Annotated in this window: 14 protein-coding genes; 6 read left to right on the plus strand and 8 right to left on the minus strand. The window is 72.7% G+C overall.

Going from position 1 to position 20,611, the window contains the following annotated elements; genetic code table 11:
• Positions 1-48: 48 nt before the first annotated feature.
• The 3 genes from mtnA to KIK09_RS04625 all read right to left on the minus strand — a co-directional run bounded on the left by mtnA (position 49) and on the right by KIK09_RS04625 (position 5,877).
• The gene (gene mtnA, locus KIK09_RS04615; RefSeq protein WP_214317350.1) at positions 49-972 is read right to left on the minus strand and encodes an S-methyl-5-thioribose-1-phosphate isomerase; all 924 of its coding nucleotides are present in this window, start codon (positions 970-972) and stop codon (positions 49-51) included.
• Between the two features lie 30 nt (positions 973-1,002).
• Positions 1,003-3,456: an excinuclease ABC subunit UvrA gene (gene uvrA / locus KIK09_RS04620; protein WP_214317351.1), complete on the minus strand. Its 2,454-nt coding sequence runs from the start codon at positions 3,454-3,456 to the stop codon at positions 1,003-1,005.
• 555 nt (positions 3,457-4,011) lie between these two features.
• On the minus strand, positions 4,012-5,877 hold the full coding sequence (locus KIK09_RS04625; RefSeq protein WP_214317352.1) for a CASTOR/POLLUX-related putative ion channel: 1,866 nt from the start codon (positions 5,875-5,877) through the stop codon (positions 4,012-4,014).
• Positions 5,878-5,957: 80 nt separating this feature from the next.
• Between KIK09_RS04625 and KIK09_RS04630 the strand changes: the two genes are divergently transcribed.
• Positions 5,958-7,394, plus strand: a complete 1,437-nt coding sequence (locus KIK09_RS04630; protein ID WP_214317353.1) for a serine/threonine-protein kinase — start codon at positions 5,958-5,960, stop codon at positions 7,392-7,394.
• 613 nt (positions 7,395-8,007) lie between these two features.
• On the opposite strand, the gene KIK09_RS04635 is transcribed toward KIK09_RS04630, so the two are convergent.
• Entirely contained in the window at positions 8,008-9,189 is a 1,182-nt protein-coding gene (locus KIK09_RS04635) for an amidohydrolase (RefSeq protein ID WP_214317354.1), read from the minus strand.
• Between the two features lie 74 nt (positions 9,190-9,263).
• Between KIK09_RS04635 and KIK09_RS04640 the strand changes: the two genes are divergently transcribed.
• Genes KIK09_RS04640 through KIK09_RS04655 form a run of 4 tightly spaced genes read left to right on the plus strand, consistent with a single transcriptional unit; the run spans position 9,264 to position 14,587 of the window.
• On the plus strand, positions 9,264-10,376 hold the full coding sequence (locus tag KIK09_RS04640) for a DUF5925 domain-containing protein (RefSeq protein WP_214317355.1): 1,113 nt from the start codon (positions 9,264-9,266) through the stop codon (positions 10,374-10,376).
• Positions 10,377-10,426: 50 nt separating this feature from the next.
• Positions 10,427-11,470, plus strand: a complete 1,044-nt coding sequence (locus KIK09_RS04645; protein ID WP_214317356.1) for a C39 family peptidase — start codon at positions 10,427-10,429, stop codon at positions 11,468-11,470.
• 7 nt (positions 11,471-11,477) lie between these two features.
• Positions 11,478-13,328 (plus strand): S9 family peptidase, encoded by a 1,851-nt coding sequence (locus tag KIK09_RS04650; RefSeq protein ID WP_250572515.1) that lies wholly within the window; start codon positions 11,478-11,480, stop codon positions 13,326-13,328.
• A complete protein-coding gene (locus KIK09_RS04655) occupies positions 13,325-14,587 on the plus strand; it encodes a M20/M25/M40 family metallo-hydrolase (protein WP_308163915.1) in 1,263 nt (420 codons plus the stop codon). The genes KIK09_RS04650 and KIK09_RS04655 overlap by 4 nt, the downstream gene beginning before the upstream one ends.
• Here KIK09_RS04655 and KIK09_RS04660 read toward each other — a convergent pair.
• Positions 14,580-17,228: an AfsR/SARP family transcriptional regulator gene (locus KIK09_RS04660; protein ID WP_214317357.1), complete on the minus strand. Its 2,649-nt coding sequence runs from the start codon at positions 17,226-17,228 to the stop codon at positions 14,580-14,582. The genes KIK09_RS04655 and KIK09_RS04660 overlap by 8 nt on opposite strands.
• A 66-nt stretch (positions 17,229-17,294) precedes the next feature.
• Between KIK09_RS04660 and KIK09_RS04665 the strand changes: the two genes are divergently transcribed.
• Entirely contained in the window at positions 17,295-18,413 is a 1,119-nt protein-coding gene (locus tag KIK09_RS04665; RefSeq protein WP_214317358.1) for a serine hydrolase domain-containing protein, read from the plus strand.
• 4 nt (positions 18,414-18,417) lie between these two features.
• On the opposite strand, the gene KIK09_RS04670 is transcribed toward KIK09_RS04665, so the two are convergent.
• The 3 genes from KIK09_RS04670 to KIK09_RS04680 form a co-directional block, all read right to left on the minus strand.
• Positions 18,418-19,239 carry an alpha/beta fold hydrolase gene (locus tag KIK09_RS04670; protein ID WP_214317359.1) on the minus strand — a complete coding sequence of 274 codons (822 nt, stop codon included), beginning with the start codon at positions 19,237-19,239 and terminating at the stop codon, positions 18,418-18,420.
• A gap of 71 nt (positions 19,240-19,310) precedes the next feature.
• A complete protein-coding gene (locus KIK09_RS04675; protein ID WP_214317360.1) occupies positions 19,311-19,709 on the minus strand; it encodes a TIGR03668 family PPOX class F420-dependent oxidoreductase in 399 nt (132 codons plus the stop codon).
• Positions 19,699-20,610 carry an ABC transporter permease subunit gene (locus KIK09_RS04680; RefSeq protein WP_214317361.1) on the minus strand — a complete coding sequence of 304 codons (912 nt, stop codon included), beginning with the start codon at positions 20,608-20,610 and terminating at the stop codon, positions 19,699-19,701. Before KIK09_RS04680 ends, KIK09_RS04675 begins: the two co-directional genes overlap by 11 nt.
• Position 20,611 lies beyond the last annotated feature (1 nt).

Genomic DNA, 20,611 nt, shown 5'->3' on the forward strand with positions numbered 1-20,611 from the left:
GCGTAACGCGCGCCACACGGACGAGTCCGTGGAATCCCGATAATCGGTCTAGGGCCGGATCACTCGCGATTCCGTGACGATCGCGGTAATCAGATCGTGCGGTGTCACGTCGAAGGCCGGGTTCAACGCCTGAGTGCCCTCGGGGGCCAGCCGTACACCTCGGATCGCGATGATCTCCTCGGTTCCGCGGTCCTCGATCTCGATGTAGTCGCCCGACGGCGTGGCGGCGTCGATCGTGCTCTCGGGGGCCACCACGTAGAAGGGCACGCCGGCCCGTTCGGCGCCGAGCGCCAGCGCGTACGAGCCGATCTTGTTGGCGGTGTCGCCGTTGGCGGCGATCCTGTCGGCGCCGATGAGCACCGCGTCCACGCCGCCCCTGGCCAGCAGGTACGGCCCGGCCGAGTCGGCGACCAGCCGGTGCGGCGCGCCCATCCGGCCCAGCTCCCAGGTGGTGAGCCGGGCCCCCTGCAGCAGCGGGCGCGTCTCGAGCGCGTACACCTCGGCCAGGCGGCCCTGCTCGTGCAGGGTCTGGACGACGCCGAGCGCGGTGCCGCGCTCGACGGCGGCCAGGCCGCCGGTGTTGCAGACCGTCATGATGCGCAGCCGCTCGCCCTCGATCAGGCCGGCGCCGCGCTCGCCCATCGCCCTGCAGGCGGCGATGTCCTCGTCGCGGATGCGCAGCGCGGTGGCCAGCGGGTCGGCGGCGGCGCTCGCCTGGTCCACGCCCCAGGCGAGGTTGACCGCGGTGGGCCTGGCGGCGCGCAGCCGGGCGACCGCCTCCTGGTCGCCGCGGGCCAGGGCCACGCCGAGCGCCCCTGCCACGCCCAGGGCGGGGGCGCCGCGCACGGCCAGCCGTCTGATGGCCTCGACCAGCTCGTCGACGGTCTCGACGCGGAGCAGGACGTACTCGTCGGGCAGCCGGGTCTGGTCGACGAGCTCGATGGCGCCGTCCACCCAGTCGATGGTCCTCACCCGACCATTGTCGGCTAAAGAAACTGTCCGCTAAAGAAACGGTCCGGTCTTCGATCCCGCGGCGGCGGCGACCCGCGCGGGCGGCCCTTCGGCCACGAGCTCGCCTCCGGCGGCGCCGCCCGCGGGGCCGAGCTCGACCACCCAGTCGGCGGCGCGGATCACGTCCGGCTCGTGCTCGATGGCGATCACGGTGTTGCCCGCGTCGACCAGCCGCTGCAGGACGCCGAGCAGCCTGGCGGTGTCGGCGGCGTGCAGCCCGGTGGTGGGCTCGTCGAGCAGGTAGAGGGTGCGGCCGGTGGCGCGGCGGCCCAGTTCCTTGGCGAGCTTGACGCGCTGGGCCTCGCCGCCGGACAGCGTGGTGGCGGGCTGGCCGAGGGTCAGGTAGCCGAGCCCGACGTCGGCCATGCGGCGCAGCCGCGACGCGACCGCGGGCACGTCCTCGAACAGGGCCAGGGCCTCCTCGACGGTCTGGTCGAGCACCTGGGCGATGTCGTGGCCGCGGTACTCGACCGCCAGCACCTCCCGCTTGAAGCGCCTGCCGTGGCAGGCCGGGCAGCGTACCTCGACGGCCGGCAGGAAGTGCATCTGTACGGCCAGCACCCCCGCCCCCTGGCACCGCTCGCACCGCCCTCCGGCCACGTTGAAGGAGAAGTGGGCGGGCGTGAGCGTGGCCGACGCGGCGGCGAAGACCTCCCTGATCGGGGTGAAGGCGTCGCAGTAGGTGGCGGCGTTGGAGCGGGGAAGCCGGCTGATCGCCTGCTGGTCGATGGTGACGACCTTGTCCAGGTGCTCCCAGCCGTCGATGCCGTCGTGCTCGGCGGGCGGCTGGGCGGCGCCGTGGAAGCGCTGCCTGGCGGCCCGGTCGAGGATGTCGAGCAGCAGCGACGACTTGCCCGACCCGGACGGTCCCGCCACGGCCACGAGCACGCCGAGCGGCAGCCGTACCGTCAGGTTCTTGAGGTTGTGCGCGCGGGCGCCGCGGATGACCAGGTGCCTGCCGTCGCCGAGGCGGCCGCGCGAGGCGGGCATGGGCAGCCGTCCTGCCAGGTAGTCGCCGGTGAGCGAGCCGCCGGTCCCGGCCACCCGGTCGGGCGGGCCGGCGGCCACGACGCTGCCGCCGTGCCGTCCTGCTCCCGGGCCGATGTCGACGAGGTGGTCGGCGGCGCGCAGCACGGCCAGGTCGTGCTCGATGACGAGCACGGTGTTGCCCAGGTCGCGCAGCCTGCGCAGCACGTCGATCAGGCGGCGGGTGTCGGAGGGGTGCAGGCCGATGGTGGGCTCGTCGAGGACGTAGAGCACGCCGGTCAGGCCGGAGCCGAGCAGGGCGGCCAGCCGCAGGCGCTGGGTCTCGCCGGCCGACAGGCTGGGCGTGGCCCGCTCCAGCGTCAGGTAGCCGACTCCGACGTCGACCAGGCGGCGCACCCGCTCGCTCAGGTCGGCCACGATCGGCTCGGTCAGCGCGTCGAGCGGCAGCCCGTCGATCCAGGCGGCGAGCCGGTCGAGCGGCATCCTGGCGGCCTCGACGATGCCGATGCCCGCCACGGTGACGGCGCGGCTCTCGGGGCGCAGCCGGGTGCCGCCGCAGTCGGGGCAGGTCCTGTTGACCAGCAGGCGCTCGGTCTTCTCCCGGTAGCCGGCGTCCTCGATGCGGTCGGCGTAGCGGCGCAGCACGTTGGTGGCCACGCCCTCGAAGCGGCCGTCGGAGACGCGGGCGGGCGGCTCGGTCCCGGCGAAGCGCGGCGCCTCGACGCCGTGCAGCAGCAGGTCGCGCTGGGCCTCGCCGAGGTCGCCGACCGGCAGGTCGGGGTCGAAGTCGAAGCCGTAGTGCTTGGCTGCGGCGCGCAGCACCGGGATGTTGCGCTCGGTCAGCACCGGGTGCCAGCCGAGCACCGCGCCGCCCGCCACGCTCTTGCCGAGGTCGACCAGGCGGTCAGTGTCGGCCTGGAACACGGTGCCGATGCCGGTGCAGGTTGGGCAGGCGCCCGCGGGCTTGTTGAAGGAGAAGTTCCCCATGACCAGCTCGGGCACGGGGGTGCCGCAGTGCGGGCAGGGCACCGACTGGCCCTCCTCCTCGTCCCAGGCCTGCTCGCCGCCCACGTCGTGAAGCGGGGCGAGGTCCTGGCCGCAGCCGGGGCAGGGGCGGTGGCCGAGCCGGGCCCACAGCACCCGCAGGTAGGTGAACACCTCGGTGACGGTGCCGACGGTCGAGCGCGGGCTGCGGTTGGTCAGGTGCTGGTCGACGCTGATCGACGCGCACAGGCCGGTGATCGAGTCGACCTCGGGCTTGCTGGCTCCCCAGGTGACCATGCCGACCGATTCCAGGTACTGCCGCTGGCCCTCCCTGTGCAGCGTGTCGAGGGCCAGGGTGGACTTGCCCGAACCGGACAGGCCGGTCAGGACGACGAGTTTGTTCTTGGGTACGGCGAGCGTGACGTTCTTGAGGTTGTGCAGGCGGGCGCCCTTGATGAGAATCTCGTCAGCCATGGCTTCAAGTATTTCATTGAAGTTCCCATTGAGACTTCGGCGCGCATATCGCGCAAACGATCGGCTAAACCCTCAACAAGAGGTGATGGCGGTCTGCTCGGTCGCCCTCGCGAGACAGGTGCGATTGGGAGTGCGCCTCGCCCCTCGGAAGCGCGCCGCGCCTCAGGTGTGTGCCGCGCGCTCGGGAGTGCGCCGCGCCCCGGGGGTGTCCCGTCTCAGGAGCGTGCCGCGCGCCGGGGAGTTTCCCGCGCCGGGGTCGGCGAGGAGGTGGACGCCGTCGTCCGGCGCGTTGTACGGCGGGGCGGGGAGACCGTGGCGCCCGGGAAACGCGAGGCGGCCAGGGTGGCGGCGCCAGGGACCGTGGTGCCTGGTTACCGGATCGCCGTGACGGCGGGCAAGGATCCCCGACTCGCCGTAAGCGCCGGTCGCGGGCCCTCAGCCGAGGTACGGCGGGCGGCCGGTGGCGGCGGCCCGCCGTACAAGATCACCGCGAAGATCGGCCCCAAGCCAAGGTACGGCGGGCGGTGGCGGCCCGCCGTACAGCAGAAGAGACGGTCACCCCTCGGAGAGGACGATGACGGAGTCGCGGTCGGTGAGGGTGATCTTGGCGGATTTGGGTGGGTTGAGGACGATCCCATAGCGGGGCGGCGTGTTCATGCCCGCCGCGTTCCGATACCCGATCGCCGTCTCCCCGCGCCGGCGGGCCGACTCGACGACCGTGGCGAAGGTGACCGGCGTGCCGGTCTTGACGTAGTCGGAGGCCGGCCGCGGGTAGATCTCCGAGCCGCTGGAGTCGAAGAGGTAGCCGAAGACGTCGGCCAGGTGCCGGTTCTCCGCCAGCTGGGCCAGCAGCAGCCCGATGACCGTGTCGCTGATCACGATGTCGTCCGCCTCGGTGACCTCGGCGAGCGTGCGGTTGTTCTCGTCGTGCATCTCGCTGACGATCGAGTAGTGCTCGCCGAGCGTGCTCTGCATGTCGCGCAGCTGCAGCAGCGTCATGAGCGTGCGCGTGTCGGCGTGGTCCGGCCTGAACCGGTCGTCCGACAGCACGATGACGTGCTGGAACAGCCCGAGCCCCAGCGACTCCAGCTCGTGGCGGTCGGTGGTGTCGCACTCCTTGACGTTCACCGTGAGGTTGCGCAGCCCGCCCAGGTTCATCCCGGCCTTGGGGTGGTCGGCGGCGACCTCGAGTACGGAACCCTGCGCCACGTACCCGTCGAGGTAGCGGATGATCTGCTCGGCGCGGCCGTTCCAGTTGAGCAGCAGCGTACGCTCCGGCGTGAGGTTGGCACGTTCCGTGTCGACCATCGCGGACTCGTCAAGCGACGGCTTGCCCGTCGCCAGGCCGATCGCGGAGTCGTCCTGGGCGATCACGACGACCTGGTCCGCCGCCTCGATCACGGTGTCGGCCGGCGGGTTGAGCGCGACGCCCGACGGGCGGCGCAGCCCGAGCACGGTGGCGGTCTGGTAGGCGTGCAGCGCCTGGCCGTAGGTGCGCCCGGCCAGCTCGGCGCCGGGGCGCAGGTAGATCTCGCCGCCGTCGAAGTTCAGCAGGTCCATGCAGACCACCGACATGCCCGACTGGCGCGAGGACTGCACGATCAGCCGGGAGGCGGTGTCGTCGGAGTCGACCAGGTGCACCTCCTTGCCGCCGGCCAGCCTGGCGGCGGCCAGGTTGCGGCTGGAGGCCAGCGCGGCCACCACCGGCGGGTGCGGTCCCGTCCGCTTGTTCAGCGCCAGCAGGATCTTGATGACGTGCGCGTCGGGGTCCTCGCCCTCCGGCGACAGCACGACCACCGAACGGGCCGTGGCCAGGTTCATCAGGCCCAGGTCGCGCGGCTCCGTCGGCCGTCCGGTCCTGCACACCAGCCGGGTCGCGCCCAGGTCTCCGACGCGCTCGCGCAGGTCCTCCTCCATGGCCAGCTTGTCGTGCTCGGCCAGGATCGCGATGACCGAGCCCTTCTGGCTGGCGTGCGCCTTGGCCAGTTCGGTGACGATCGTGAAGACCTGGTCCGACCAGCCGAGCACGACCGTGTGCCCCGACTCGACGATGCGCGAGCGGCCCCTGCGCAGCCGGTCGACGCGCAGCTTCAGCCCGTTGGACAGCAGGCCGACGAGCATGCTCACGATGAAGATGCCGCCGAGCGACCCGACGAACATGACCGCCATGTACGCCAGCGAGCCCTTGTCGCTGGCCACCTTGGCCGGGCTGAGCGCGTGCATGAGCGCGATCCAGAGGACCTTGCCCGGCCCGTCGATCCCGTCCGGCTCGCCGGGAGCCAGCCACAGCGTGAGCCCGGCGACCACGGCGATGAGGGCGATCGACACCAGCGCCAGCCAGCCGATCAGCGAGGCGGTCCCCCGAGACATGGTGTTGTCGAACCAGTACCGGACCCGCTCACGGAACGTCACCCTCGACACCCCGAAACCTCCACTTGAACCCCATTTGCCCCAGCGCACAAAGATACTTGGCGATCAGCCAACGCTGTAACGTATCCGCCATGGTGACCCCCTTGACGCCGGATGATCCGGTAGAGCTGGGTTCCTACCGGCTGGCCGGCAGGCTCGGCGAGGGTGGCCAGGGGGTCGTCTATCTGGGCTTCGACGCCATCGGCGAGCGGGTCGCGGTCAAACTCCTCAGCACGGGCGACCCGCAGACGCGGGCGCGCCTGGCCCGCGAGCTGTCCGCGCTGGAGAGCATCGCCTCGTTCTGTACGGCACGCGTCCTGGACGCCGCCACGCAGGGGCAGCGCCCGTACGTGGTGAGCGAGTTCGTCGACGGCCCCTCGCTGTCCGACCGGGTCCGCGAGCGGGGCCCGCTGCGCGGCGGCGAACTGGAGAGGCTGGCGGTCGGGACGGCCACCGCGCTGGCGGCCATCCACGCGGCAGGGGTGGTGCACCGCGACTTCAAGCCCGCCAACGTACTGCTCGGCCCGGATGGGCCGCGGGTGGTGGACTTCGGCATCGCCCGCGCGGAGGACGCGGCGACGCACACCTCGGGGCTCATCGGCACGCCCACGTACCTGTCGCCCGAGCAGATCGGCGGCTCGCCCGCCACGGCCACGTCGGACGTGTTCGCCTGGGGCGCCACGATCGTCTACGCGGCCACCGGCGCCAGCCCGTTCGGCGCGGACACGGTGCCGGCGGTGCTCCACCGGGTCCTGCACTTCGACCCCGACCTGTCGGCGCTCCCGCCGCGCCTGCGCGCCATCATCGCCTCGACCCTGTCCAAGGACCCCACCCGCCGCCCCACGGCCCGCGACCTCATGGTCTCCCTGGTCAACCCCACCACCCCACCCCACCAGCCACCGCCCGACCCCCATCCGTTCGACGGCACGCATCCCCGCGCGATAGCCACCACCGGCCTCCCACGCCGCCGCACCCTCCTCTTCGGCACGGTGGCCGCCGCCTTAGCCCTGGCAGCAGGCGGCGCCACCCTCTGGTGGGCCAACCGCTCCCCCGCGACCGGCACCACCACGACCACGCTGTCCCCGGCGCCCAAACCCTCGACATCGAAACCCCAGGACACCGAACCCTCGGACCACCCCACTCAGGCTCCGCAACCGAACGCGAAGATCCCCGCCGCGTTCGCAGGCACCTGGAAGGGCACCGCCAGCGGCAAGATCCTTGACCGTGAGTTCAACAACGACCCGGTGACCCTCACGCTGCACGCCGGAAAGCCCACCGGCACCTGGGAGTCGCCGGGCGAGGACCCCGGTTGCAGCAAGGGCACGCTCACGCTCACGCGCGTGACAGCGGCCAAGCTGACCTTCACTCTCGGTGGCCTCGGCGGCAGCTGCTCGATCATCGATGAAGCGGGCGCGATCGGCGGAATCGTGGTCACCGTGGCGAAGAAGGCCCCCGACACGGTGGCCTACTCACTCACGTTCTCGATGCTGGGTGACAGCAAGGGCGACCTCAACCGGGCCGGCTCGTAAATCGTCTGCCCGCCCCAGGCCGTTGCCAGGGGCAGGCGGCGAACAACTGCATGTACGAGCGCGCTCCTCCTGCCGAAACAACGCTTCGGGAGCCTAAATGCCACATGCCGCCGTGGCATGCTTAACTGCCACGTTCAGATCACGCAGAATGGTGTAACAGGTACCAGGATCGCCATTTTGGCGAGCCCGGCACGCGGCCTTCGATCCCGAGCCAACGGAGTACCCGTAGTGCTTCAGTACAAATACGCAGTACTCGTAGGCAGTAGCCGCGGACGCCGGAGCAGGCGCGGACGCGGTGTACAGGATCGGGCCTGCCAGAGTGGCCGCCAGTACGCCGGCGAGCTTGGTACGGAACCTCAAGGAGTCTCCTAAGATCGCTGACACATGTCGGCTTTGACCATAATCGTGGCGCTTGAGGCTGACAAGACTCTTTGTTTCATTGACTCTTTATCAGGACATCGGAGCTGATGGCGTCCATCACATTGAGGCGCCAGTCAGGAAATCCGTCGAAGCCTTCTCTCCGGCAAGACAAGCAGGCGTTGCGAAGCAGCGAAACAGGCGTCTTTTCACACGCCCGCTGTTCCGAACGCAAAGCATGATCTGACAGCTCGAACTAGCAGAGCTGACCGTCGCGGGCGACGATGCGGCCTGACTTGACGACCAGGGAGCGGGTGGGGCGCAGGCAGACCGCTTCGGCGGGGGTGCGGGTGTCGAGGGCGACGAAGTCGGCGGGGGCGCCGGGGGTGAAGCCGGCTCGGCGGCCGGCGAGCTTGGCGCCGCCGTACGTGGTGATCTCGAGGGCGTGCTCGAGCTCCTCGTCCCGCACGAACCGGGAGCGCTGCGCCAGGAAGAGGGCGCGCTCCAGCATGTCGCCCGTGCCGTAGGGGCTCCACAGGTCGCGGACGCCGTCGTTGCCGGCCCCGACGGGGACTCCGGCCTCGCGCAGCCGTACCAGGGGAAGGGGCGCGGCGGAGGCGGGGGCGACGGTGGCGAGGGAGACGCCCGCCGAGGACAGGCCGTCGATGAGGCGGTCCTGCTCGGCCAGGGGGAGCTCGCCGAGGGCGTAACCGTGGGAGATCGTGACCTTGCCCGCCAGGCCGAGCGCCTTCGTGCGCTCGATGATGAGGTCGTACTGCCAGCCGCCGAGGGGGCCGCCGTCGTGCAGGTGGATGTCGACGCCCGCGCCGTGCTTGTCGGCCAGGCCGAAGACGAGGTCGAGGTGGCGTACCGGGTCGCCGTCGAGGCCCGCGGGGTCGATGCCGCCGACCAGTTCGACGCCTTCGGCGAGGGCGGCGTCCATGAGCTCGGCGGTGCCGGGGCTGATCAGCACGCCGGTCTGGGGGAAGGCGACGAGTTCGGCCGTGATGCGCCCGTCCATGCCCGCCAGGGCCTCGCGCAGGGCTTCGACGCCCTTGAGCCCGACGGCGGGGTCGATGTCGACGTGCGACCTGACGTGCGTGGTGCCGTCGGCGACCATCCGCTCGAGCAGGGCCGTCATGTAGCCGGCGCTGGGGATGCCCAGCTCGGCGCGGCGCTCGACGCCGTTGCGGATCTTGCCGGCGAGGCCGGGAGGCGCGTCGTGCGGCACCCACGGGCCGCCCCACAGGGTCTTGTCCACGTGCGCGTGCGCGTCGACGAACCCGGGTACGAGCAGCTTGCCCCGCAGGTCCTCGACGGGCGCGCCGCCGGGGTGGAGTCCCGGCCCGGTGGCGGCCACGACGCCGTCGCGGATGAGCAGGTCGGTGGCGGTGGCGGAACCCCACAGGCGGGCGTCGCGGAGCAGCAGGTCGGTCATGACTTAACGGTATACCATTGTGATTCGGGCAAATGGTTCGACAGGCACGCACGTTGACCAGGATCATTGACGGCATGTCTGTGATCAGGGAGGTGCCCTTCCCCAGCCAGGACTCGCCTGACCTGCCGATGAACATCTGGATCGACGACGCCGACACCACGCTCGACGTCATCGACGCGCTCGCGCTTTCGCCGTTCGCGACCGGCGTGCAGCCGTGGGCCAGGCAGGCCAGCCTCGAGCGCGTCCGTCCCGACGCCCCGCTGCGTCCCGCGCACGGCCGCGTCGTGCGCACCGCGCAGGTGGAGGAGGGCTCGGAGTCCCGGCTGATCTGCGGTGACGGCTGGACCCTGCGCGTCCTGCGGCACCGCAACCGCACCGCCCTGGTCGCGGTCACGGCGGTCAGCGAGGAGCTGGCCCGCTCGGTGCTCAAGGAGTCCGTGGACGGCGCCGAGGAGCCCGAGCCGGAGGCCGACCACGTCGAGATGGGCTTCTGGTGGCGCGGCGCGCACGGCGGCACCCGCTCGGACAAGCCGATCACCGCCCAGCCGTGGGAGGAGATCAGCGGCAACTACTCGGGCAAGGTCCGCACCCAGATCGACCGCCTCATGAAGGTGACGCCCGCCGAGATCAGCGGCCGCCTCATCCTGCTGCACGGCGCCCCGGGGACGGGCAAGACGACGCTCCTGCGCTCACTGGCCAAGCAGTGGAGCTCCTGGTGCCAGGTCGACTGCGTGCTGGACCCCGAGCGGCTCTTCGACGAGCCCGGCTACCTCATGGAGGTGGCGGTCGGCTACGACTGCGACGAGGAGGAGGAGCAGCGCTGGCGCCTGCTGGTGCTGGAGGACTGCGACGAGCTCATCCGCGCCGGCGCCAAGGCGGCCGCGGGCCAGGGCCTGTCGCGCCTGCTCAACCTCACGGACGGCCTGCTCGGGCAGGGCCGCGACGTGCTCGTCGCGATCACCACCAACGAGGACCTGGCGCACCTGCACCCCGCTGTCGTACGGCCGGGCCGCTGCCTCACCCAGCTGGAGATCGGCCCGCTCACGCGCGACGAGGCGGTCTCCTGGCTCGGCACCACGGAAGGCGTGGGCCCCTCGGGCGCCACGCTCGCCGAGCTGTACGCGACCCGGGCGGGCCGCACCGTCTCTCCGATGGTGTCCACCGAGTCGACCGGGCTCTACCTGTGACGAGGGGTTACGTAAACCGTCCGATGTGAGGGTGTGCGGCGGGCACCAGAATGGGTCCGGTGCTGACCGTCGATCTGGCGCGCGTGGCGTTCGCGCGTTTCTCCGTCTCCGGGCAGGCGTGGACCGGAGATGAACGCCGGATCGGATTCGCCGCCACGCAACTGGTGGCCTCGTGGACCGCGCACACCCCGCCGGGCACCTGGGTCGAGGTGGAGCTGCAGGCCAGGAGCGCCGCGGGGACGCTGACCAAGTGGTACGTGATGGGGCGCTGGTCCAGCGACGACGCGTTGCGCACGTCCGTGCCCGGGCAGGGCGACGACGACGGGGACGTGGCCGTCGACTCGTTCGTGGCGCGCCGGCCCGTGGTGGCCTACCGGGTGCGCGTCACGGCATACGGGCAGGGCGCGCGGGTGAACGAGCTGGCCGTGATGGCCTCCGCCGTCCCGCAGCGGCCCGCCGTTCCGAGCCGGGCGGGTACGGCGTGCGGGGTCGAGCTCGCCGTGCCGGCCAGGTCGCAGCACGCGCACGACGGCAGCCACACCGAGTGGGACGGCGGCGGCGCGAACTGGTGCAGCCCCGCCTCGGTGGCGATGGTGCTGGAGTACTGGGACCGCTCCCCCGGCCCGGCCGAGCTGGCGTGGATCCCGGCCGGCGACCCGCATCCCGGGCTGGTGCACGCGGCGCGCGGCACCTACGACCCCAGCTACCAGGGCACGGGCAACTGGCCCTTCAACGTGGCCTACGCGGGTCTGTCCGGCCTGACCGGGTTCGTGACCAGGCTGAGGTCGGCGGCCGAGATGGAGCGCCTGGTCGCCGCGGGAGTCCCGGTGATCGCGTCGCTGTCGTTCAAGGAGCACGAGCTGCCCGGCGCCGGGTACTCCACCGGCGGCCACATCCTGGTCGTCACCGGGTTCACCGCGGAGGGCGACGTCATCGTCAACGACCCGGCCGCGCCGGTGGACGCCGACGTGCGCAGGGTGTATCCGCGGGCGGCCTTCGAGCACGTGTGGCTGCGGGCCTCCGGCAGCGGCGGTGTCGTCTACGTGCTGCATCCGCCAGGGCACCCGCTCCCCCCGTCCGACGGCAATTGGTGAGAGGTTCATGAGTATTCGTCCGATCGATGTGGCCAGGACCGACGGCGGCCCCCAGTGGGTGGAGGCGGTGGTCACACCCTCGGGAGTAGAGGTGTGGTGGGATGAGCCGCGCCCGCACGAGGGCGGCCGCCGCTGCGTGGTCCGCCGCCTGCCGGGCGGCGCCCGCGCCGACGTCCTGCCCGAGGGCTGGAACGCGCGCAACAGGCTCGTCGAGTACGGCGGGCGTTCCTGGCGCCCGCTCCCCGGCGGTGGCCTGGTCTTCACCGACTGGCAGGACCAGCTCGTCCACCGCCTGGACCCGGGAGAAGAGCCCGTGGCGATCACGCCGGAGGGCAGGGCCAGGTACGGCGACCTGTATCTGCCGCCCGGCCGCGCGGAGGTGTGGGCGGTCAGGGAGCTCGACGACGTCAGGGACCTGGTCGCGATCCCGCTGCACGGCGGCCGGGTGCGGGTGATCGCCAAGGCCCAGCACTTTCTGATGAACCCGCGTATGTCCCCGGAAGGCGGCCACGTCTCCTGGATCGGCTGGGACCACCCCAACATGCCGTGGGACGGCACGGAGCTCTGCGTGGCCGCGCTGGACGGCGACGGGACGGCCGGGCCGTACCAGGTGATCGCGGGCGGCCCGGAGGAGTCCGTGGTGCAGGCCGAGTGGCGCGACGAGGACACCCTGTACGCCATCACCGACCCGCAGGGCTGGTGGAACCTGCACCGCGTCGCCCGCGACGGCTCCGGGGCGCGCAACCTCGCCCCGATGGACGCCGAGTTCGGCGGCGCCCCGTGGAAGCCGGGCAACACCTGGTTCGCGGTCACGCGCCAGGGCCTGGTGGCCACCTACGGCCCGCCGCACGATCGCCGCCTCGGCCTGATCGACCCGGACCACGGGACGATCAGGGACCTGGGCGGCGCCGCCACCCACTGGGGCCCGACGGTCTCGGCGGTGGACGGCACGGCGGTGGGGGTGGCGGCCACGCCGTACTCCCCCATGGAGGTGACGGCGATCGACCTGGCCACCGGCGAGCACGCGCCGATGTCGGCGCCCAAGCCCGTCCCCGACCGGGCGCTGCTGCCCGAGCCGCGGCCGATCGTCGTGGAGGGCGTGCACGCCCACGTCTACCGGCCCGAGCGCTCCCCCGCCCCCTACGTGATCTTCGTGCACGGCGGGCCGACCGGGAACCACCCGGTCATGCTGGACCTGGAGATCGCCTACTTCACCAGCCGCGGGCTGGGCGTCGCCGTGGTCAACTACGGCGGCTCGACCGGGTACGGCAGGGCCTACCGGGAGCGGCTGCGCCACCAGTGGGGCGTGGTGGACGTGCACGACTGCGCCAGGGTGGCGCGCGGCCTGGTCGAGCGCGGCCTGGCCGAGGCCGCCAGGATCGCGGTCAGGGGCGGCAGCGCGGGCGGCTGGACCACGGTGGCGGCGCTGGTGCACAGCGACGTGTTCGCCGGCGGCGTGGCCCACTACGCGATCACCGACCCGGAGAACTGGGCCGCCGAGACCCACGACTTCGAGTCGCGCTACCTGGACGGCCTGGTCGGGCCGCTGCCGGAGACCCGCGCCCGCTACGCCGAGCGTTCGCCGCTGCTGCACGCCGGCCGCGCGTCGGGGCCGTGCCTGATGCTGCACGGCCTGGAGGACGCGATCGTGGACGTCGGGCAGGCCGAGCGGTTCGTCGCGGAACTGGACAGGCACGGCAAAGAGTGGGCATTACTCACGTTTCCCGGCGAGCAGCACGGCTGGCGCAGGGAGGAGACTATCGTCGCCGTGCTGGAGGCCGAGCTGGCCTTCTACGGATTGATCTTCGGGTTCGAGACGCCCGAGGTGCCACCGCTCAAGCTCGAGGGGAAGCCGTGAAGAGCGTTGCCGAGATCTGCTCGGATCTGATCAGGTTCGACACCACCAACCCGGGTTCGGGCGAGCGGCCCGCCGCCGAGTACGTGGCCACGCTGCTGGCCGACGCGGGGCTCGAGCCGGAGGTGTTCGAGTCGGCGCCCAGGCGCACCACGGTCGTGGCCAGGATGGAGGGCGAGTCGAAGGACGCGCTGCTGATCCACGGCCACCTGGACGTGGTGCCCGCCGACCCGGCCGAGTGGGAGCTGCACCCGTTCTCCGGCGAGATCGTCGACGACTGCGTCTACGGCCGGGGCGCGGTCGACATGAAGGGCTCGTGCGCGATGACGCTGGCCACCGTGCTCGGCATGCGGGCGGGCGGGGTACGCCCGAAGCGGGACCTGGTGCTGGCGTTCCTGGCCGACGAGGAGGCGACCGGCGACTACGGCTCGCGCCACGCGGTCACCGAGCACCGCGAGCTGTTCGACGGCGTCACCCAGGCCATCTCCGAATCCGGCGGCTTCTCGGTGCAGTCGGGAGACGTCCGGGTCTATCCGGTGGCGGTGGGCGAGCGCGGCACGGCCTGGATGAAGCTGACCGCGCACGGCGTGGCGGGCCACGGGTCCCGCCCCGCCGTCGACAACCCGGTCGCGACGCTGGTGCACGCCCTGTCCAGGATCGCGAGCCACCGGTGGCCGGTACGGCTGACGCCGTCGGTGGCCGCGCTGCTCGACAGCCTGTCGGAGATCACCGGGCAGCCGATCGACCTGGACCGGCTCGACGCGGAGGCGCAGCGGCTCGGCTCGCTGGGCAGCCTGTTCCGCGGGCAGATCCGCAACTCGGCCAACCCGACGATGCTGGAGGCCGGTTACAAGGTGAACGTGGTGCCCTCCACCGCCGAGGCCCACGTCGACGGCCGGTACCTGCCGGGGCTGCAGGAGGAGTTCCTGGCCACGATCGACGAGCTGCTCGGCCCCAAGATCACGCGGGAGTTCGTGAACCTGGAGGACGCGCCGGCCGCGCCGTACCCGTCGGTGTTCTTCGACGAGCTGGCCGCCTCGCTGGTGGCCGAGGACCCGCTGGCCAGGCCGGTGCCGTACGTGATGAGCGGCGGCACGGACGCCAAGTCGTTCGCCAGGATCGGAATCGAGGGGTACGGCTTCGCGCCGCTGATGCTCCGGCCGGACCTGGACTACTTCGGCATGTTCCACGGCAAGGACGAGCGGGTGCCGGTGGAGGGCCTGGAGTTCGGCACCCGGGTGCTCACCCGCCTGCTCACCTGAGCCCGCGCAGCGCCCTGGCCTGCTCGGGGCGCAGGTCCAGCTCGCGGGCCAGCGCCAGGGCCGCGCGGTGCTGCTCGGCCGCGCCGTCGGGGTCTCCCGCGGCCCGCAGGGTCTCGGCCAGGCCGTTGAGCACGACGGCCTCGCCGGTCCTGTAGCCGATCTCGCGGTGCAGGCTCAGGGCCCGCCGGTGGTGGCCGAGCGCCTCGTCGTGGTGGCCGCGGCGCCGCTGGACGGCCGCCAGCCCGTCGAGGGCGTCGCCGATGCCGCCGCGGTCGTCCAGCTCGCGGTACAGCTCGAGCGCCTGGGCGTGGCGGGCGGCGGCCTCGTCGGGCCGGTCGAGCCGTTCGGCGGCCAGGCCGAGGCCGACCAGCGCGCCCGCGGTGCCGATCCGGTCGCCGAGCTCGCGGTAGAGGTCGAGGGCGCGCACGAAGTCGGCGTGGGCGTCCTCGTGCTCGCGGCCGCCCGCCTGCTCGTCGCCGCGGCGCAGGCGGACGTGGCCGAGACCCTGCAGCGCCCTGGCCTGGCCGTACCGCTCGCCGATCTGGCCGCTGAGCTCGAGCGCGCGCTCGAACTCCTCCGCCGAGTGGTCGTAGTCGGCGTGCCGCCACCGCACCCAGCCCAGGTCGATGAGCGTGCGCGCCTCGGCGGAGCGGTCGCCGCGGGTGCGGGCTGCCTCCAGCGCCCCGGCGTACAGCGCCAGGGCGTCGGCGTGGGCGCGGTCGTAGAGGTGGCGGTGGAGCGCGGTCACGTCGTGGCCGGTGTCGCCGGGCAGCTCGTGGTCGGTGGCGTGGACGGCCACCGCGATGAGATTGGCCCGCTCGGCCTCCTGCCAGCTCTCCCCGCGGGCGGTGACGCCGCGCAGGTAGTGGCCGAACAGCCGGGCCAGGGCCTGCTCGCGCTCGCCCTCGTCCTCCTCGGCGGCGGCGGTCTCGCGGGCGTGCTCGCGCAGCAGGTCGTGGAAGGTGTAGCGGCCCGGTTCGTGCTGCAGCATGACGTGCGTGTCGAGCAGTCCCTCCAGCAGGTCCTCCGCCTGGTCCTGTGAGAGATCGGCCAGCGCCGCGGCGGCCTCGGCGTCGACGTCGGGCCCGGGGTGCAGGCCGAGCAGCCGGAACATGCGCCGCTGCGCGGGCTCCAGGTGCTCGTAGGACAGCGCGAACGCGGCCGCGACGCCCTTGTCTGAGGTGGACAGTTCCGACAGTCGGCGCCGGTGGTCGCGCAGCCGGTCGGCCAGGTAGGCGACGGTCCAGCGGGGCCGGTGCTGCAGTCTGGCGGCGGCGATGCGCACGGCCAGCGGCAGGAACCCGCACAGCCGCAGCACCTCCAGCACGGCCTCCGGCTCGGCCGCGGCACGCTCGCCCACGATGTCGCCGAACAGGGCGCGGGCGTCGCCGTCGGGCAGGACGTCGACCGACAGGGCGTGCGCGCCGTCCAGGCCGGTCAGCCTCCTGCGGCTGGTGACCAGGACCAGCGCGGTGGAGGCGCCGGGTAGCAGCGGCCTGACCTGGTCGGCGTCGGCGGCGTTGTCCAGCACGACCAGGACGCGGCGGCCTGCCAGCTCGGCCCGCCACAGCGCGGCCCGTTCCTCGGTCGTGGGCGGGAGCCGGTCGGCGGGCACGCCGAGCTGCCGAAGCAGGGTCTCCAGCGCGCCGCCCGGGTCGAGCGGCGACTGCCCGGCGGTGTGGGCGCGCAGGTCGACGAAGAGCTGGGCGTCGGGGTAGCGGGCGGCGAGCCGGTGCGCGGCGTGGACGGCGAGCGTGGTCTTGCCGCTGCCCGCCATGCCGTCGACGGTCCACAGGGTCACGCCGTCGCCGGCGGGCGCGATGCCGGCGAGCTCGCCGGAGCGCCCGGTGAAGTCAGGGGTGTCGTAGGGCAGGTGGTTCGCGCTCCTGGCCGCGGGGGGCGCGTCCATGACGGGGTCGTCGCGCAGGATGCCCTCTTCCAGCGCGGTGAACGCGCGGCTGGGGTCGAGCCCCTGCTCCTCGGCGAGCGTCGCCCTGAAGGTCCTGGCGACCGCGAGCGCGTCGGTCTGGCGGCCCGAGCGGTGCAGGGCGAGCATGAGCTGGCCGTTCAGCTTCTCGCGCAGCGGGTGGGCGGCGACCTGGGCGAACAGCTCGTCGACGAGCTCGGCGTGGTGGCCGAGGTCCAGCTCGAGGTCGGTCAGGCGCTCCACGGCGGCCAGGCGCCGCTCCTCCAGGCGGGCCCTGGCCGACTCGACGTAGTCGGCGTGCACGTCGGCCAGCGCCTGGCCGCGCCACAGCCCGAGCGCGGCGCGGATCCGCCGGGCGGCCTCCTGCTTGTCGTCCACCTTCTGGGCGGCGGCCACCTCGGCGGTGAACTCGGACAGGTCGAGCCGTTCGGCCGCGATGACGTATCCGGCGCTGCGGGTCTGCAGCAGCTCGGCCGCGCCCGCCTGGCGCAGCACCCGGCGGATCACCGCGATCGTGGCCTGGATCTGGGCGCGGGCGGTGTCGGGCGGCGTCAGGCCCCACATGGCGTCGGCGAGCTGGTCGGCGCTGATCACCGTGGGCGCGTTCAGCAGCAGGTAGGCCAGCACCGCCCGGTGCCGGGGCGCCACGGCGGGTAACGGCCGCCCGTCCGCCGTGATCTCAACGGGCCCCAGGACGGCGAACCGGACGCCCAACTCTGCTCCCTCGACGTATGGCGATCGCATGGCGAATGTATCAACCCGCAGCCGGACGATCGTCGCATGGAAGCACTGATGAACCAGGTGCACGGCACTGTCGCGCCCGGATACGAGACGGTTCTGGAAAAGTTCGCCGCGGTGGAGCCGGGCGCGCAGCTGGCCGCCTACGTGGGCGGCCGGCAGGTGGTGGACCTGTGGTCGGGCGAGGGCGTCGGCGGCGACTCGCTGACCGGGCTGTACTCCTCCACCAAGGCGGCCGCCTACCTGGTGGTGGCGCTGCTGGTGCGGGAGGGCGCGCTCGACCTGGACCGTGCGGTGTCCGCGTACTGGCCGGAGTTCGCCGCCGCGGGGAAGTCCGCGATCACGCTGCGCGAGCTGATCAGCCACCGGTCGGGGCTGGTCAACGTGGACGGCGGGTTCACCGTCGCGGAGCTGGCAGACGATGAGCTGGTAGCCGGGCGGATGGCCGCCCAGCGGCCCCTGTGGCGGCCCGGCACGGCCTACGGCTACGGCGGCTTCGTCATCGGCGCCATGCTGGGCGAGGTGGTGCGCCGGGTCACCGGGCGCTCGATCCAGCGGCTGTTCGAGGAGCGCGTACGGTCACCGTACGAGCTGGACCTCTACCTGGGGCTGCCCCAGGAGCTGGAGCCGCGCTTCCTCCAGGTGCTGCCGTGGATCGCCACGCCCGAGCAGGAGGCCGCCTTCCAGGCGTACGCGCCGGGGCCCGACAGCGTGGCGGGCATGGGCTACAACCTGAACGCGACGCCGCCGTTCAACCCGCTCGACTTCCCCAACCACCGCGTCGTGCGGGCAGGCGGCCAGGCCTCGGCCGGTGGGGTGGGCAGCGCGCGCGGACTGGCGGGCATGTATCAGGCGATCCTGGACGGGCTGCTGGATCCGGGCACCGTCGCCGAGTTCGCCACGATCCACTCCACCGGCGGCGACCTGGTGGGCGGGCCCGGGGTGAGCTACGCGCTCGGGTTCCAGGCCAAGGGGCTGGAGTACCGGTGCCTGAGCGCGTACGCGTTCGGGCACAGCGGGTCGGCAGGGTCGGACGGTTTCGCCGATCCGCGCCGGGGCATCGCCTACGGCTACACCAGGCGGCGGGCGGCCTTCGGCTACCAGGCGCCGGAGAACCAGCGCCTGGCGGCCGCGATCGCCGAGGCGGCCGCCCGCGCCTAGCGGGTCAGGACTCGCGCAGCACCCGGTCGAGCACGGCGGCGAAGCCCTCGGGCTCGCCGCCGAAGCCGCCGTGGTCGCCGGGGAAGACGGCCGGCTCGCTGCCCAGCCTCTCGGCCAGCGCGACGCCGGTGTTGTAGGCGAGCTGCCCGGCCGAGGTGGTGCCGATGCCGACGACCACCCGGGGCGTGCCGGAGCGCAGCGTTTCCACGTCGGGCTCGTAGTGGGCCAGCGACATGCCGTGGCTGAAGAAGTAGTCCATGTTGCCCATCATGCGGTTCATGCCCTCCTGGACCTCGGGGGGCAGCTCGCCCTGCGGCGGCTCGTAGTCCTCCATGCCGATGAGCTTGTTGAAGATGGCCCCGGCCGCCATCCAGCCGGTGGTCCTGCTGGTCTCCTGGACCTGCTGCATGCCCTGGAGGATCTCCTCGGCGTCGGGCAGCAGGCGCACGCAGGGCGGCTCGTGGGCCACCAGGGTCCGTACGTGCTCGGGGTACAGCGCGGTCAGCGCGAGCGCGATCTGGGCGCCGCCGCTGCTGCCGAGCACGTGCACGGGCCCGCCGCCGATGGCCTCGATGAGCCGGCGGGCGTCGTCGGCGTGCTGCGGCACGTCCTGGTCCTGGGGCGGGCCGTCGAGCGTGCTGCGGGAGTTGCCCCGCGGATCGTAGACGACGGTCGTGTAGCGGTCTTTCAGGTAGGGCACCAGCATGTCGAAGGCGCCGGTGTCGGACGGGCCGCCGGGGATGATCAGCAGCAGCGGGCCATCGCCCTGCACCTCGTAGTAGATCTGCGCGCCGGGGACCTTGATGGTGTCGCTCTTCTTCGCCATTGTTCGCCCTTTTCCGGGATGGGATGTCGTCTCTTCGTTGCCCCCGATCCTGCTACCGACAAACTTTTTTGTCAAGCTTCCCATCCGCTCCAGCGGGTCACGGTGATCGCGAGGAAGGGGCCGGGCGGCGGCCGGTCGCGGTACTGCGGGTACTTGCGGACCAGCGCCTCGACGCCGTCCGGCGGCGTGGCGAGCACCTCGGCGAGGCCGTCGGCGCGGACCCACCACAGCCGGGTCCAGTCCTCGTCGTAGTGGTCGGCCAGCAGCGCCACGCGGGGGTTCTCGCGGATGTTGCGCAGGCGGCGCAGCGCCCTGGTGGTCTTGGGCTTGTCGTCGACCGCCGACACGACCAGGTCGCCGACCACCGCGAACGTCACCGGCACCAGGTGCGGCTGCCCGTCCGCGCCGGTGGTGGCCAGGTGCGCCACGCGCGCCCGGCCGAAGAGGCTCCTGGCCCGGTCAGGGTCCATCGCCGGGCCGCAGGCTTTCGACGCCTCGGTTGACGACCAGTCCCAGCGCCGCCGCCAGGCCGGTGACCAGGAGGGTGATCCAGGTGGGCACGGCGTGGTAGGCGAGCAGCGTGCCCGCCATGGCCAGGATCAGCACGCCGAGCAGGGTGCCCGCGATGCCGCCTCGCCTGCCGTACAGGCTGACGCCGCCCAGCAGGACGGCGGCCAGCGCCGCCGCGGTGGTGGCCCAGTCGGCGGTGGGGACGGAGATCTGCAGGCGCATCAGCTGGGCGAGCCCGCCGAGCCCGGCCAGCAGGCTGGAGCCGGTCAGGCCGATCAGCGCGCCGATGCCGGGGCGAAGGCCGGCCCAGCGGCCCTGGTCGCCCTCGCGGCGGGAGGCGGACAGGGTGTCGCGTACGGGCTGGACCAGCCAGAGCAGCCCGCCGCCGACCGACACGACCGCGAACAGCGCGAACCACGTGTAGGACGGCACCGATGGCGGGAAGGTCCAGGTGCGCGGACCCTCCTGGGTGAGCCCGAGCAGCAGCCCCTGGCACATGACCGCGGTCACGATGGAGGCCGCCCAGGCGGGCACCGAGACGACCGCGACGAACAGGGCGAGGACGATGCCGAGCACCAGCGCCACGAGGATCGCGATGGTCAGCGCGACGGGCTGCGGCCAGCCGTAGCCGCCGCCCAGGTAGGCGGCGACGGCGCCGGTGAGGGCGGCGAGCGGGCCGACGGCCAGGTTCGGCGTGGCGGTGCGCAGCGACAGCGCCAGCCCGGTGGCGATCAGCCCGGCCGGCGCGGCCTGCGCGAGCACGACCGAGAACCCGGCACCGGTGGCCACCACCGCGACGGCGAGCGCGACGGCACAGAGCGCCAGCACGCCTTCCCAGATGAGATGAACGCCCAAACGCACG

It is taken from the genome of Nonomuraea sediminis (genome assembly GCF_018531495.1).
In the GTDB taxonomy this organism is placed as follows: domain Bacteria; phylum Actinomycetota; class Actinomycetes; order Streptosporangiales; family Streptosporangiaceae; genus Nonomuraea; species Nonomuraea sediminis.

Bases quoted from the DNA above. Each gene is read 5' to 3' on its own strand.
- KIK09_RS04645 (WP_214317356.1), top strand. From the start codon at position 10,427: ATGGGTCCGGTGCTGACCGTCGATCTGGCGCGCGTGGCGTTCGCGCGT.
- KIK09_RS04650 (WP_250572515.1), top strand. From the start codon at position 11,478: ATGAGTATTCGTCCGATCGATGTGGCCAGGACCGACGGCGGCCCCCAG.
- KIK09_RS04665 (WP_214317358.1), top strand. From the start codon at position 17,295: ATGGAAGCACTGATGAACCAGGTGCACGGCACTGTCGCGCCCGGATAC.
- KIK09_RS04675 (WP_214317360.1), bottom strand. From the start codon at position 19,709: ATGGACCCTGACCGGGCCAGGAGCCTCTTCGGCCGGGCGCGCGTGGCG.
- KIK09_RS04635 (WP_214317354.1), bottom strand. From the start codon at position 9,189: ATGACCGACCTGCTGCTCCGCGACGCCCGCCTGTGGGGTTCCGCCACC.
- KIK09_RS04630 (WP_214317353.1), top strand. From the start codon at position 5,958: ATGGTGACCCCCTTGACGCCGGATGATCCGGTAGAGCTGGGTTCCTAC.
- KIK09_RS04640 (WP_214317355.1), top strand. From the start codon at position 9,264: ATGTCTGTGATCAGGGAGGTGCCCTTCCCCAGCCAGGACTCGCCTGAC.
- KIK09_RS04670 (WP_214317359.1), bottom strand. From the start codon at position 19,239: ATGGCGAAGAAGAGCGACACCATCAAGGTCCCCGGCGCGCAGATCTAC.
- uvrA (WP_214317351.1), bottom strand. From the start codon at position 3,456: ATGGCTGACGAGATTCTCATCAAGGGCGCCCGCCTGCACAACCTCAAG.